General features: G+C 45.5%; 16 protein-coding genes. 3 read left to right on the forward strand and 13 right to left on the reverse strand.

The window, feature by feature from the left end; genetic code table 11:
• Window positions 1-142: 142 nt before the first annotated feature.
• The 3 genes from AC3ITG_RS24770 to AC3ITG_RS24780 all read right to left on the reverse strand — a co-directional run bounded on the left by AC3ITG_RS24770 (window position 143) and on the right by AC3ITG_RS24780 (window position 4,557).
• Window positions 143-2,452: a glycoside hydrolase family 95 protein gene (locus AC3ITG_RS24770; RefSeq protein ID WP_489251657.1), complete on the reverse strand. Its 2,310-nt coding sequence runs from the start codon at window positions 2,450-2,452 to the stop codon at window positions 143-145.
• A 252-nt stretch (window positions 2,453-2,704) separates the two neighbouring features.
• Complete coding sequence (locus AC3ITG_RS24775) at window positions 2,705-3,829, reverse strand: AbrB family transcriptional regulator (protein ID WP_489251658.1); 1,125 nt, start codon at window positions 3,827-3,829, stop codon at window positions 2,705-2,707.
• Window positions 3,829-4,557: an MBL fold metallo-hydrolase gene (locus AC3ITG_RS24780; RefSeq protein WP_413373010.1), complete on the reverse strand. Its 729-nt coding sequence runs from the start codon at window positions 4,555-4,557 to the stop codon at window positions 3,829-3,831. The genes AC3ITG_RS24775 and AC3ITG_RS24780 overlap by 1 nt, the downstream gene beginning before the upstream one ends.
• A 148-nt stretch (window positions 4,558-4,705) precedes the next feature.
• On the opposite strand from AC3ITG_RS24780, the gene AC3ITG_RS24785 reads away from it, so the two are divergent.
• A complete protein-coding gene (locus AC3ITG_RS24785; RefSeq protein ID WP_489251659.1) occupies window positions 4,706-5,593 on the forward strand; it encodes a TetR/AcrR family transcriptional regulator in 888 nt (295 codons plus the stop codon).
• Between the two features lie 115 nt (window positions 5,594-5,708).
• Here AC3ITG_RS24785 and AC3ITG_RS24790 read toward each other — a convergent pair whose 3' ends face one another.
• The 3 genes from AC3ITG_RS24790 to AC3ITG_RS24800 form a co-directional block, all read right to left on the reverse strand.
• Complete coding sequence (locus AC3ITG_RS24790; protein WP_489251660.1) at window positions 5,709-5,897, reverse strand: stalk domain-containing protein; 189 nt, start codon at window positions 5,895-5,897, stop codon at window positions 5,709-5,711.
• Between the two features lie 25 nt (window positions 5,898-5,922).
• Window positions 5,923-6,096, reverse strand: a complete 174-nt coding sequence (locus AC3ITG_RS24795) for a hypothetical protein (RefSeq protein ID WP_157258401.1) — start codon at window positions 6,094-6,096, stop codon at window positions 5,923-5,925.
• 91 nt (window positions 6,097-6,187) lie between these two features.
• Complete coding sequence (locus AC3ITG_RS24800) at window positions 6,188-7,348, reverse strand: serine hydrolase domain-containing protein (protein WP_489251661.1); 1,161 nt, start codon at window positions 7,346-7,348, stop codon at window positions 6,188-6,190.
• 185 nt (window positions 7,349-7,533) lie between these two features.
• Between AC3ITG_RS24800 and AC3ITG_RS24805 the strand changes: the two genes are divergently transcribed.
• On the forward strand, window positions 7,534-7,974 hold the full coding sequence (locus AC3ITG_RS24805) for an Lrp/AsnC family transcriptional regulator (protein ID WP_064635951.1): 441 nt from the start codon (window positions 7,534-7,536) through the stop codon (window positions 7,972-7,974).
• Window positions 7,975-8,172: 198 nt separating this feature from the next.
• On the opposite strand, the gene AC3ITG_RS24810 is transcribed toward AC3ITG_RS24805, so the two are convergent.
• Window positions 8,173-9,327 (reverse strand): MFS transporter, encoded by a 1,155-nt coding sequence (locus AC3ITG_RS24810; protein ID WP_489254528.1) that lies wholly within the window; start codon window positions 9,325-9,327, stop codon window positions 8,173-8,175.
• Between the two features lie 385 nt (window positions 9,328-9,712).
• Here AC3ITG_RS24810 and AC3ITG_RS24815 point away from each other — a divergent pair, with 385 nt between their 5' ends.
• On the forward strand, window positions 9,713-10,414 hold the full coding sequence (locus tag AC3ITG_RS24815) for an ABC transporter substrate-binding protein (RefSeq protein WP_489251662.1): 702 nt from the start codon (window positions 9,713-9,715) through the stop codon (window positions 10,412-10,414).
• A 121-nt stretch (window positions 10,415-10,535) separates the two neighbouring features.
• Here the strand turns inward: AC3ITG_RS24815 and AC3ITG_RS24820 are convergent, their stop codons facing one another.
• From AC3ITG_RS24820 to AC3ITG_RS24845, 6 genes are all read right to left on the reverse strand, one after another.
• The gene (locus AC3ITG_RS24820; protein ID WP_413373016.1) at window positions 10,536-11,081 is read right to left on the reverse strand and encodes a hypothetical protein; all 546 of its coding nucleotides are present in this window, start codon (window positions 11,079-11,081) and stop codon (window positions 10,536-10,538) included.
• A 24-nt stretch (window positions 11,082-11,105) separates the two neighbouring features.
• Complete coding sequence (locus tag AC3ITG_RS24825; protein WP_489251663.1) at window positions 11,106-11,342, reverse strand: hypothetical protein; 237 nt, start codon at window positions 11,340-11,342, stop codon at window positions 11,106-11,108.
• 586 nt (window positions 11,343-11,928) lie between these two features.
• A complete protein-coding gene (locus AC3ITG_RS24830) occupies window positions 11,929-12,282 on the reverse strand; it encodes a hypothetical protein (protein ID WP_489251664.1) in 354 nt (117 codons plus the stop codon).
• Between the two features lie 50 nt (window positions 12,283-12,332).
• Window positions 12,333-13,196, reverse strand: coding sequence for an aminoglycoside phosphotransferase family protein (locus AC3ITG_RS24835; protein ID WP_489251665.1), 864 nt, complete (start codon window positions 13,194-13,196; stop codon window positions 12,333-12,335).
• 58 nt (window positions 13,197-13,254) lie between these two features.
• Window positions 13,255-13,641, reverse strand: coding sequence for a GNAT family N-acetyltransferase (locus AC3ITG_RS24840; protein ID WP_413373020.1), 387 nt, complete (start codon window positions 13,639-13,641; stop codon window positions 13,255-13,257).
• A 59-nt stretch (window positions 13,642-13,700) separates the two neighbouring features.
• Entirely contained in the window at window positions 13,701-14,183 is a 483-nt protein-coding gene (locus tag AC3ITG_RS24845) for a DinB family protein (protein WP_413373021.1), read from the reverse strand.
• Between the last annotated feature and the right edge of the window lie 269 nt (window positions 14,184-14,452).

Raw genomic sequence — 14,452 nt, forward strand, 5'->3', positions numbered from 1 at the left:
ATAAGATGTTTCAGCTTGCTCTATTATAAGCGTTAAACTGAACTTTAAGTCAAATGCTTATAACCCCAGACTGTAGGTCTGGGGTTACTGAAACTAAGGGTGTGGACATCCACCACTGTAATCTAGTTAGGATATCTACTCTTTACTCTATTCGCAGTTCGGAATCCAATCTGTAGCTGCGCCCTGCTTCATAGCTGAACGGTAGATTCTGTTCACCATAGCGGAGCGTGGTGTTTCCTGTAGCTAATGCGCGGACTGACACCTCATCCAATCGTCCCTCCGACCAGATGACGTCTATCTCCAAGGCTCCTCTTGCCCGAAGTCCTTGATATTGCCCTGAAGACCATAATGACGGTAGGGCTGGCAGCAAATGAAGCTCCCCTGCATGACTCTGTAGCAGCATGTCCGCGATCGCGGCCGTTCCACCAAAATTGCCATCCGCCACATAGATAGGACTCTCCGCTCCGCCAATACCAGGCTTCGAGAAGGTCATCAAGTTATCAAAGCACAAGTTTCCAACCAGATGTGAAATCTGCTCATAAGCACTTTCTGCATCATGTAGACGAGAATAGCAGCCTGCAAAGGCAGCTACCGTAAACTCCACATCCTCATGATTGTTGGTCGATTTACGAGACTCCAAGGTAACACGCGCAGCCTCACTAAGCTCAGGAGTATGCTGCGGTGTAATGCGATAAGCTGGAAATAGACTGTGTAAATGGGACAGATGACGGTGCTCAGGCTGTGCCTCAACGTAATCCTCCAACCATTCCTGAAGCTGCCCTTTCTGGCCGATCTGAAGGGGTGGCAGCAATGCAATGGCTTTTTTCAAATCCGCTTGAAGCTGCTCATCTACCCCAAACTTCTCTGCAGCCTCCAAGACAAATTCGAACAGATCGCTTACCAATACCTGATCCAGCGTTGTCCCCATGGACAGATAGTGATGCTTCTGCGTGCCATTGGCATGGAAGGTATTTTCCGGGGAGATCGAAGGTCCCGTAACAAGCCAGCCATTTTTCGGATGCACAACCATATAATCTAGGAAGAATACAGCGGATTCTTTTAGAATAGGGTAGGCTGTTTGACTTAGGAATTGCTCGTTCAACGTATATTCGTAATGATCACGCAGCTGCATGGCAATCCACAGGCCTCCTGTGACATTAAGCCCCCAGGAATTCTGCCAAGCCGGGGCTGTAAATCCCCAAGCATTGGATACAGTATGTGCAACCCAGCCATTAGAACCATAGAAATCTCGAGCCGCTGCTTTTCCACTCTCCGCTAGCTGTTCAATGTAACGAATTAACGGCTGATGAGACTCAGACAAATGAGTTGTTTCCGTTGGATAGTAGTTCATTTGCGTGTTGATATCAATGTGGTAATCACAGGTCCAGCCCATCCGGCAAGCCTGATCATCGTTCCAAATCCCCTGTAAATGCAGCGGCAAAGGCGAATCCTCCCTTGCGCCACAGAGGGTTAAATACCGGCCATATTGGAAAAACAACGCGAATAAAGCAGGGTCCTCGCCTTTGCCCTGTGATAAATTGCGGATTCTTTCGTCCGTAGGTAATAGCGTTAGTTCAGATGTCCCAAGCTCTAAGTTGACTCGGCCATACAGACTGTTATAGTCCGCAATATGATCCAATTTAAGAGACTCATATCCCTTGGCTTTCGCCAGTAGGTTCCTTTTGTCTCCCACACTCAGCCAGTCGTCGCCGGTCACGCCATAGTCTGTATTTATTGCAAAATAAATAATAGCTTCCTTCGCATTCGAAACCTCAACCCGCCCGGCGTCTCCGCCAATAATTCCATCCCGGGTTTCAACGTGTACGCTTCCCTGGCAACGAACTCCACATTTACCATCGCTATGCAACTGCTCAAGAGCTTGCCCCTTAAAGGACAGTCTGCCTTCAACCTGTGGCTCGTTCCAACTTTCGAATAGATCTGTCTTGCCTTCCAAATGGATAATGAATGAAACACCATCCGGCGATTCGCTCCACAGCTTGCACACGATTAGTCCATCTGCATGAGAAACAAACAATTCACGGTGTATCTTGGCACCCTCAATTTCATAAGTTGTCTTCGTGATTGCGTTTTCAAGATTAAGCTCGCGAGTAACATTTTGTCCGCCAGCTTTAAACTTCAAAATCACATCACATACAGGAAGATTGGTGCCAAAATTCGCTTTGCTTGGCTCTAGAAGTTGGCTCGCTAACCGCTCGCCGCCTTCGTAATCTCCATCGAAAAAGTGCTGTCGTAATCGTGCCAAATCATCCTTGCCAGAGGAATGACTCGTAATAGGTTCTCTTTTTCCAGACCAATAGGTCGATTCAGTAATGTTCCAAACTTCTTGTTCTGCTCCGCCATACACGATTGCAGCTAATCTTCCATTTCCGACCGGAAAGCCTTCGGACCATGAAGTCGCTGGTTTGTCATACCACAATTTCTGTGTACTCATCACATGCTGCCTCCATAAGTATCTTCATTTGATAGTAATTATATTAATGGTTTTCTCCTTAAAAATCTTTGCACGAAACTATTATTTTTTATCTGAAAAGAAGATATGATCGCTGTGTTTCTCATAGAAATATAAGGATAATTTATAGCGTGGAACATATAAATTCTTATAGTTGGACAATAAAACAGCTAGAGCATATAAAAATTTGCCCTAGCTATCCAAATAGTTCCATGAAGAATTCAACTTATAGACTTAATTAGTAACCTGTTTTCCTTTCAGCATTGACCGGAAAGCCAGCTTGAGCAATGGCGGAACAGCAAAAAAGATAAAAAATGTTCGGAATAGCTGATAACACGTAACAATCGACAGATCGCCGTTCACTTCCTTGGCGATGAGGGCCATTTGGTCCATACCACCTGGCGACAAGCCGAGAAATGCTGTGACGATTGTGATGTCATGCATTCGCGTCAGCAGTAGACTTAGCCCCATGGAGACCCCGATCAGCAGCACTCCGCTTAGTACTGCAAGCAGAATGATTTTCGTCTTGTTCTTCAGACTTTCCAGATCCAAAAGCAGACCAATGTAGCCCCCGATCATCAGCTGTGAAAGACTGAGCACAAAAGGTGGCAGTGCATGACCTTCATATCCGGTCAAATTAATCAGGATCGTGCCAATCATCGGTCCAAGCAGAAATGCCGTTGGGAGCTTGATCTTTTTAGCAACGAACGCACTCAGTACGCATACTGCGGCAAAGACCCAAATATGCGGTGATAATGTAACAAATCCAGTAGATCCGCTCGCAACAGCAGCTACAGCGCTATGGTTGTCACTCACATGAAACAATGGGCTGAAGATCAGCAGCGGTACACAGAAAATAATCATCATTAGCCGGGACACCTGCAAAAAGGTGACGACAGTGATATCAATGCCCTTCACTTCTTCGGCCAACGTAATCATCTGACTGAGGCCTCCGGGAATGCTACCCATGAGCACCGTTGGGAAAGGAATACCGGACAATTTCGAAATTAAAAACGCGATGGCCCCGGCACATAACAGCAACAAAGCTGTAAATAGAACCATAGTTGGTAGCTGAAGTCCGATCTGCGTTAAGGTCGACAAGGTGAACGAAAGCCCCAGGGTATAGCCGATGATAATCATGCCGGTATCGCGGACTTGTCCAGGCCAGTATAAGGTGATTCCTTTAAATAATCTGGAGCCGATCACGAGGAACACCATGGAGCCGAGTAGCCAGGGAATTGGCATATGGATCAGTTGAAAAACAAATCCACCAAGGACAGCAATGGCAAAGGTCATCACAAAACGGACCCACTTACTCTTTTTCCACAACGCAGCCCGGGCTTCGCCGGTAGCGTCCATTACAGGTTCTCCGTTATTTTATCTAGGGCCTGTTGAACATCGCCTTTAAAAATGCCTCCATGGTAGCAAATTACAGTCTCTATTGGATAAGCCTTCAGCGTGCGGAGTGATTCCAGCGCCAGTGGCATATCTGGCGTAACTGCCGGATTAGGACCTATCAGCTTACCGTCTTCAACATTTAATGCATCACCTGCAATGAGTGTCTTACTAGGCTCATGGTACAAGCTGATATGACCTGGCGTATGCCCTGGTGTATAGATTACTGTCAGTCCGCCTCCGAATGGCAGCTTTTCCCCATCTGTCAGCAAGTCGGTTACATTCTTTTCTTTTCCCGAAAAAGTAGCTTCAAACGCAGATGCAAGATCCTGCGGAAGAGAGGCGATAAGTCCCTCCTTACGTTCCCCGCTGAACTTAATCATCGGCTTAAGTCCATCGATATAAGGCTGGTCATCCACATGGGCATATACCTTAACACCTTCACCCTTAAACTGTGGTAGGCTACCTACATGATCGACATCCTGATGGGTTAGAATAATGGAATGAGAGGCCGCAGGGTCAATTCCCGCTTGGGTCAAAAGCTCCGTAATTTGGCCGTAAGAACCAGGCATTCCGGTATCCACCAATACATAAGATTGCTCGTCACGGATTGCCACCGGGTTAATAACAAAATCATGCTCGCCCATCTTAAGTGTAAGCACCAGCATTTCAATCTGTTCGTTAATTTTCATATTGCGCCAAAGCGAATGCTCTGGCTCACCTCCCTAGAAATAAAATAAAAAAACTCACAGGTTCATTATATGACTTTGGGGTTTTTGCGTCAATTTCCTTTATTGACCACAATAAGAGGACATGTCAGAATGTGTAGGGGTGGTTAAAATGGAACAATTCAAAAGACAACTAATCGTCGATACAGCAATGCGCATTTTTAGAGAAAAAGGATATTTCTCTGCCTCCATGCAGGACATCGCAGAAGCTTGTAGCATGGCCAAGGCGAGCATCTATAAAGTATTTTCCTCTAAGGAAGATTTATTTACCGGGGTATTTGTCGAGGTACACAGAATCCTGTTCGAAAAGGCAAGGGAGCTTGATCGGAGACTTCGGCTCGAGGGGCTTCCACCAAAGGAAGTGCTGCGCCAGAAGATCGAATTTCAGCTGCAATATATGCTTGAAAATTATTTTTTCACCAGTGAGTTTAAAGAGCTTCCGGTCACAAGCAACGAGAACTTTCTAATCGAATGGAGAAAAAAACGTGCCTCTCTGCTGACCTTACATCAGGATTGCTTCTATGAAACATACGGCGAGCCTATTCTCCCATATCTCGGGGATGTTGTCGCTATCTTCCGCGGCATGGTCAAAGAATATTTGTCTCACACTTTTCAAGCGGTGATTGCTGTTCCCATGGCTAAATTGGCCGGATTTATTGTGGATCGGCTGGATGTTGTTATCGGAGATTTGATCGCCAGCAAACCCCAACCTGTGCTCAAGGCATCAAGTGCTTTTTTCAACGAAATCAATCCACCAGATGACCAGACCCGGCAGGACAATCTAGATGAGCTTCTGAAGTTTTTTGCCGATAAAATCCGCGAGCTACCACGGCCAGAGCCCATTCAGAATGAACTGCTTGAGGTTATCGAATGGCTAAAGTTAGAGTTAGGACAACCAAAGCCTAATGGTACTCTTCTACGGGTATATATAAACTTTTTGGATTCAGTTAGCGAGTTAGCACCTTATGTACGACAGCTTAGTCTCGTACTGAAACGTTAGGCAGTAGAATAAGATCCATTACAAAGAAAAGCAACTGAACTTAATCAGTTGCTTTTCTTCATATAAATATAATTACTCCCTTATTAACTATTGTCGAGATTAATTCCCCGCAGCATCACTTCAAGTCCCCACCGGAACCGATCCATGATGACAGCTTCTCCTGAGAACAATTCCTCATCGTGCTGCCAATCTTCAGGGAGAAAGAGGGACCTACATTCGAACCGCTCACGGTACGGATCGCTTGATCCCATTTCACTTGGACGCCCAGCTTCTCCAGAAGGGACCGAAATGGGACGAGTGTCACACCTTTTTCGATGATCGATGCGGAATTACTGAACTGGATTTGCTTTCCGTTTGCTTTTCATGAAATCCATCCCCATGCTCAGCAACAGCATCAGTGCAGCAAACATCACGGATTTACCAATGGTTCTTTCAGGAAAGATCATATAGGCAGCTAGAAAATTGCCTGCGAAAACAAACAGGTAATTGCGGATGCGATCCATCTTCTCATCTCATTTCGGAATCAAATTTAGATTTCACTGTAATCTGCTGCTCTACCTTCTCATGATTTTCCATATAAATCCATAACACAACTTATCTCTTTCGCTCAATCCCCTCATAGACCGCCTCGCAAAGTTCAGTTGTGAATCTGCCGGACATGCCCTCCAGAGCCGTATTCGTAAAAGCGACAACGCTCAGTTCTTCTGTTGGATCAACAAACCACGAGTGACCATAGGTTCCACCCATGCGCCACGTTCCAGTAGATTCCAAAGTACCCGCCTCAACCGGATCTTTCAGCACCGTGAATCCCAGGCCAAATCCTCTGCCTGGCCAATAAGGCATGTCCAGATCGCTAATCTGATTAGTCGTCATTTCGGCGACCATCGCTTTAGGAAGAAGCGAACCTCCACCTTGACGCAGCGTTTCAAGCAATATAAGAAAGTCTCCTGCACTTCCTATCATGCCCGCACCACCCGAAAGATAAGACGATGGATCAAGGTATCTTTCGGGTGCGAGTTGGAAGCCCCCCGTTCCTTCAATAAAAGGTACATGGTCCTCATCGCGCAAGCGACGAGGTTGCCCCGCACTGTTGGAACTGTCCGCATAGGCAGCGGTTATTCTCTCCGAGTCCACAGCGACAAAATCCGTATCCTTCATGCCCAGTGGATGAGTCACGAGCAGTTCTACGGCCTCTCGCAGTGTCAGCCCTGTCACTTTCTCAATAACTGCACCGAGTACATCTGTTGCAATCGAATATCTCCACATCTTCCCGGGCTCATATAGCAGTGGAGCAGAAGCAATCCTCTGCAAATTTTCTTCCAGCGTAATGCCAGCGATATCCATCCCATCCGATACTCCGGCAAGTTCGTACGTTCCCCCGTTTTCCTGAAAAAAACGATACGTTAACCCCGCCGTATGTGTCATCAGATGATGAACCGTCATGGAGGCAACTTCTCCATTTGGCTGTTTGGGACGGAATTCAGGCAGCCATTTCATAACCGGGTCATCCAGCTTTAATTCACCTTGGGATATCAATACCATGGCGGCGGTGGATACAATCGGTTTGGTTACAGAAGCATACCTGAACAGCGCATTTTCTTGCATGCGTCTGTTCTGTTCTCGATCGGCGAGGCCATCCGCGCTGTTATAGACCACTTCCCCTTTCCAGGCAATCTGAACAACGGAACCCACAATTCTTTTTTCTGCCAACGTACGGTTAATCACTTCTTCTACAAATGCAGGATTAAACTTCATATTTCTGTCTCCCATCTCACTCTTCCCCTCCATGTGCCACGTGCTTGATTATTTAAAGTAAGTGTGCTTATTATATAAATGATCTCATCCATATTACATAAGACAACCAAGTTATCTGCTTTAATCTGCGATAAATATAAAGGCATTTACAAAACATTTCCTATAATTTAAAAGGAGGCCATCTCATGGACCAAATCGATACTAATATCCTCTTTCATTTGCAAAACCAGGCAAGGCTATCCATGACGGAACTGGGCAAGCTGGTAGGTTTATCTCAACCGGCCGTAACGGAACGCGTGAAGCGTCTAGAAGAAAGCGGTGTAATTGAGGAGTACCGAACTATCATTTCCCCGCAGAAAATAGGGAGATCGAGTACTTCCTACCTTCTTTTTCGCACACGGGATTGTCATGCCTTTCTTGATTTCTGCCGTTCGTCACCCGAAGTGGTCGAATGTCATCGCGTGAGCGGAGAACACAATTACCTGTTGAAAATCATGACGGATTCGATTGCTGGTCTTGAAGCGTTCGGAGACCGATGCGATCAATACGGTACTTACACCACCCTCATCGCGATGTCTTCACCTATTGCAACCAAAAATCTCATCGAAGGAACGAATCCGGTGTAAATATTTCATCGATATAAGTTGAACAAATGATTTTACACTGGATCACTGCGCGGTCAGAACCATCTTTCGATCGCTGTTATCCCCAGATTTTTTTGATCCCTTATACATAAGGGAAAATCAGGGGATAAAGGCGAACGCTCCGCTTCTCCAGACTTGTTCTGACCTCTCCGTTTTCGTGTAAATGTTCTGTTCAATAACCTATCTTGGGAAACCATGTTTACTGGCGGACCAGGCGACGAGTAAGGCCATAACGATCAACAGGATCAGGGAAATCGGTAGGAAACGAGCCCCCATCTGGTCCAGAAGGATGGCTCCGACGATCCCTCCTCCTCCGATCCCCAGGTTCCATGCTGTCACCAGCATGGATTGGGCAATATCGGCACTTTTGCCTCCAGCCTGCGCAATTGCAGTTTGTAATAACGTAGCCGCCCCTCCAAATGTAAGCCCCCAGGCGACTACTCCTAAAATGATCATCATCGGTTGATGGATAAAGATCCCCATCGCCAGCGAGGCCAGCGCAAATAGAACAAGGCTAACCAGAATCAATAATCTCATGTAACGGTCAATCAACAGCCCAACAATCCATATACCGATCACCGAAGTCACTCCAAAGATCATCAGAACCAGGTCCACCCGTTCGGACAGCATCGTCTCGCTCAGATAAGGTGAGATATACGTGTACAGAATGTTATGGGCCAGTACCCAGGTCAGAACAACAAACAATATGGGACGAACCCCCGGTATAACAAAAATCCGATGAAGCGCAAGCTGATGACGGGCAGGTTCCCCTTCATAATCAGGTACTTTCCAGAGCACCCACAATACAAGTGCAACCGTCAATAAGGAGACTGTTCCAAAAATAAGGCGCCATCCTACGTAATTTCCCAAAAAGGTTCCCAAGGGAACGCCCAGCGCAAGCGCGAGCGGTGTGCCCACCATGGCGACAGCCATCGCTTTTCCCTTTAACGAGCTTGAAACCATCCGGCGTGCGTAACCCGCAGTCATCCCCCACAATACTCCAGCAGATACACCCGCCATGAAGCGTGCAGCAAGGGTCAAACCATATACCGAAGATACGGCCGTAATCGTGTTGAAAACCAGAAAACCGAAGATGCATAATAGCAGCAGCGGCCTGCGTCTCCATCCACGAGTTGCTGTCGTCAGCGGAATTGCCGCCATAAGAGATCCCACCGCATACAAAGTGACGAGCTGTCCAGCCAAACCTTCCCTGATCTCCAGATCTTGTGCTATTTGCGGCAGCAGCCCCGCCGGCAGGCTTTCTGTAAGAATGCATATAAATCCAGCCATGGCCAAAGCGAGCAGAGCTGACCAGGGGAGGCGTTCTTTTGCCATTGAGTTCGGGTTCACAAAGACTCTCCTTTATCCTTTATTTTGTATAGTCCAAAAGCCCTTTGGCCTACAGAATAAGCTTATAAAATCGGACCAACATTTGGCATACTTAATCAACGGCAGATCGATCGTTTTAGGAGGATAATCCATTTAATTACGGTGTTTCACTTCGAATTTCAATGTAAACGCTATTAAACAGTAATCATCGCATGCTGGATCATTACAGAGGATAGAAGATTATCGAAGGCAACATCGAAGATGATTGATAGCGCTCCTGTTACTCGCTAGAATAATAAGATAATACACAGGATTTGATTCCAGTACCTATAAAAACACACTGAACTCGACTTCATAGAGGGGGACATCCCGATGTACAATCTTACATCCATTGAGCACCATACCAGGCTGCCCTCTAACGGCAACCCGTTTACACATGGAAGCCCTTCTGGACACAGAGTCGGATCTCATTCTGTCCAATGAAGTACTTGTTGATGAATACGACGCGATCAGCGCGATTGGACCTGTCTATATGAGCAGCTACTTCAGCAATTCGCTTGAGTGGTTCAAGGATACAGCCAAAGTATTGGGCAAAGAAAAAGAGGCAGACGAAATCGTGGATCAGTTGTATCAAAAGGCGAAGGATCTTGGCACCAAAGTTGCTGCCAGCGATGCCGCGGATGACACCATTCTGATTTTTCGTTTGACCGATAAGCAGATTCAGGTGTTTGCCCCAAGTGACAAATCACCCGACGCCTTCTATTCTCCGAACCTGCTGTACGATATAGCCGGACTCCATGCACCTGATCTTGCCAAAGCAGGCATTGTCATGAATGAAGTTATTGAGAATGTGTCGCTCGAATTGTTGCCTGAATTGAATCCGGATCGTATTTTCATGATCATCTCCGGTAGTGAAGCAGATAACGAACAAGCACTCACCAAGCTGCGTGACAATGCAGTCTGGAAAGGCATGAAGGCTGTGAAGAACGACCAGGTTTACCTGGTGGACAACACGGTCTGGGTAGCTGGATTTGGACCGATTGCCTATGGTCAGGTTCTGGATGAAGTAGAAAAAGCTTTGCTTGGAAACTGAACACAAGATTACTAGAGATTTGAAACATAAATAAAAAAAACAGGTATGTCGTTTACATGAAGGGAGAAGGCCCTCAAGGTAAATGCATGCCTGTTTATGTTTATGTTTATGATTTCTCATTTTAATGTAAAGCCCCCGAGTAGGTTTCCATCAGTTCATTAGAGAGCTGAATGGCTTCGGAACGATTCGTTGCAGGCATGGAAAGCATGAGCCCATCTTCGGAGCTCCAGCTTTTACTGTTCTGCTCTCCGTTCGAATCCTCCTCCGAAATGGCGATGGTGAGTTTGCTGAATGCACGATCAACAAATAGTGTGCCGTATAAGAAGATATCCGTTTTCCCATTTTCAAAAATGATGTATTCTATCACTCCGTATCCTTTATGAAAACGAATTTCGAGCCTCTTTTGATCTTCGGGTACAGGGAAAGGTTCGCCTTCAATATCAATGGTTCCTCTGAATATGTAATCACCCGAGGTCGTTAGATAACGCTTGCCATCCATGTTGATATGAACCGTTTGCTCTGGTTCCCTGTTGTCTTCTCCCCCCAGCCGGTATTTTACACCCACACCATCAAGATGGATCGTTCTGGGCAGAAACAGAAGAACCACACTGATCACAATCATCAATACCCAGATGGCAAGCACGATCGAAATTATTTTTTTCCTCATGGTCCATCTCCTCAACTCATCGGTCTACAACTTTTGAAGATATACTGTCTCTTCCTGATCTTCATTCCATTGAATATGGACAGGGATGGGAAAGTCTTCATTCTCCAAATATTTCGGACCCGAGGCCTGCTTAATATCCCGGAAAGGTGTACCCAGATTTTCTTCCAATCCGCTTGCCGTTAGATCTTTACCGCCAAATTGATAACCAACATCTTTCACCATATTTTCGTCCCCGATATATCGAATCGTAAATTCAACCATACCGGTTTAAAACCTGTTGGTGACCACAACTTTCCAATGCTCGCTTTCCCCCATTCAGGGATATTATCCTGTCAGAACATCCTACGAGAATAAACAAGAGCACAACAATAGCCCAGTACTTAATCTTCATTTTCTCCCTCCTAATCAAAGATGGCATATGAATTAATTACAAATTATAACATATAAACTGCTCGCATAACTGTTTAAAGCAATCCGCTTAATTTCATTCCGGCACTGAATCAGGCCTATGCTTACAGATGACTTAAAACGCACGGCTGAAATGGGCACACAATTTTACATACAACAAAAAAACCGGCCACCTCGTGACCGATTCAATCAGCTCCTCGGGGAGCGTTTGCATATATGTGCGAATGACAAAGAGCCTATGATCGCTACTTTTTAATAATGCGCCAAAACGATTATTTCGGTTGTAACTGCTGATCGAATACCAAAGGCCAACTTTTGCTTCCACGCAAAACAAAAACACCTCCGTATTCCGTCGATGATGGCAACAGAGCAATATGCCGTGGAAGGTGCTTTGTGATGGCGATTATAGAATAGTTAATATATAATGGCGTGCGAAGGGTTACAACTTGTCCACCTGTAATAATGTTACCGGCTTCACCGTACAAGCTGGACTAATCTGCTCCTCAGTGAGTATGTTCAGCTTGATCAGGCTTTTCAGCTTATGACTGTCCACCTTGGATAGCAGTCGCCAGATGTCCGGATCAGGAAGGGATGCGTACAGCTTCTGATCATCATATTCCTTACGGTGCTGAAGCACCGTTTTCACAGTGTATCCGCCAACTTGCGTCTCATAGACGCCCTGCTCCTCACAATACCCGACAATCTCATCTCGCAACACAGATAGTCGTTGTTCAATTTCTTTTTGCTGCTGCTTTAATTCAAAATAGGTTTGCACCTTCTGTTCCATACCCATCACGCTCCTCTATACCATAGGTATGCAACGAAGGAGAGTTTAGGACAGAACTACAGCAGTTCATCATTTAAATATGAATTATTGCCAATAATCTTTTTAATCCGCTGTATCACACCCGGGCCCATAGGAACATTAGACACTCGCTTTAATAGAATCCAGCGCAAACAAGCCATAGCTTCAAAAATCTCCGCATCGTCCGGTGTGTATTCCGATAGACTCTTGAATAGAGCACTATAGATCTTACCGTTTCGTTCCCCCGCATAGATCGTCATCAAAAAAATGGACCACGCCATATCGTACCTGGGATCACCGCGCTGCCCATTCGTCCAATCGATAATGGTGTATTGGTCATCTGCCTCCAGAACATTTCCCAGGTTATAATCACCATGGATCAAATGATCCTGCCTAAACTCAGTCCTTTGAAGAAGGCTGGCCAGAATCTGATGCATATCCTCATGCAGTTCAATGGAGGGAAAAAAATATCCTACGAAATCATATTGTGGTATGAAATTTGCATCCGCGTTACCCGTATCTTTTATATCATAACCATGGACTTGAATTAACTTTTGAGCCAATTGCTCCAGCTTGGTTTTGCTTAACTTGGCTATAGGCTCCCCGTCATAACTCATTAACAGGACTTGATTAGAATCCATATCCATGCCCCAACCGTACGGTTTGGAGACTTGTATTCCACTCTCGTATAGTTCAGATAATAGTTCATACTGGTTGCGAATATTAGGTTTGGAGTCCTTGTTCCATATCTTTAACACATAAGATTGATCACCGCATTCTATCTTCACAACGTCTGCTTCCAGCCCTGGTGATAGGTGAAGCATGTTATATGGTTTTCCAAGCAGGCAGCGAATTTCTTCGCTCAACTCCACCCAACGTATACTTTCCAGAGTTAACCTCATTTTGCTCGACCCTTCACTGTGAAATTAGAAATAACGTTATCTGATACTCCATTAATCTTTATAATGATTTATCAAAAACCTTCTGCCACTTCTTCTCTTCATATTCGATGGCAATATAGAACTGATGCGCATCTTCCCTTATCCCGTTTGATCGCACCCTGATTTTGTTAAACCCGTTTATCCGTGCCCATTTCTCACATTCGCTCATGATCTTTTTACCGATTCCCGCACCTCTATGATGCTCATCGACAACCAAGCCACCAATCTCGGCAAAAGGGGCACTCTCGATAGAATGTCTTCCCTGCACGTGACCCCAACCCACAACAACGGAATCAATCTCGGCTACACAAATATAATGATCGGTCAATGAGCTTAGTCGATTCAATCTTTCGCTGATTTCTGCTGTTGTACTGGTGTAACCCAGTTGACGGGATAATTGGCTCATCACCTCTCCATCCCCAATTCTAGCTTCTCTGCAATGAATCATAAACTCTCCTTTTCTCCCTAGTTATCAGGAGCAATAAGTCCTTTACCAATGAAATTGGCAGACACGGGCTTCTTGTCTAGTTCTCTGGACCATACCGATAATTGCCCCATATGGTGAATCTCATGAGCAATCACGTGACGCATCACTTCTCCCCACGATTCCTTGACGACGGTGCTATCCAATTCAGGATCGATGTAGGGTCTCTTTTCCATGCTGGAATCCCAGGATAGAACAAATGCCTCCACTTCGGGTCGCAGTTTGCGCTCAAACTGTCGTATAGCTTCCAGTGTTTTATAGTCTTCAAAGTTCTCTATACCATCCGGTTTGCCCTGCAATACTTGGAGCCAGCTCCACTCTACATCAATGATATGAAAAAACGTTTGTAATATATTGCCTACTCCACCTGTTCGAGGCTGAAGCAGCTCTTCCAGCGGTACATCCTCACACCACTGAAACCATTGCTCACGCACGATCCAGTTATAACGAAAGAAAGATTCCATTTAGCCATTCTCCTTTTCTATATCATGCGTTTTAAGTGTTTTGATCAGTTCCATGTTGGCAAAAGTCTTGCCCGAATGCTCAAGGTGTTTTCCAAAATCCAATGTCATGCTTCCAAAAACTTATAGAAACTTATGCATCCATTACGTAATCACAGCGCTAAACGGGCAAAATCATTATACTTACTTATCTGCCGGATAGTTCAACGGAAAGAAACAGCCTGTACAACCTGCAGGCTGCTTCATACTCATTTGAACTAACGTTACCCGTT

The sequence above is a fragment of the Paenibacillus sp. GL_099_B genome, from assembly GCF_057835695.1.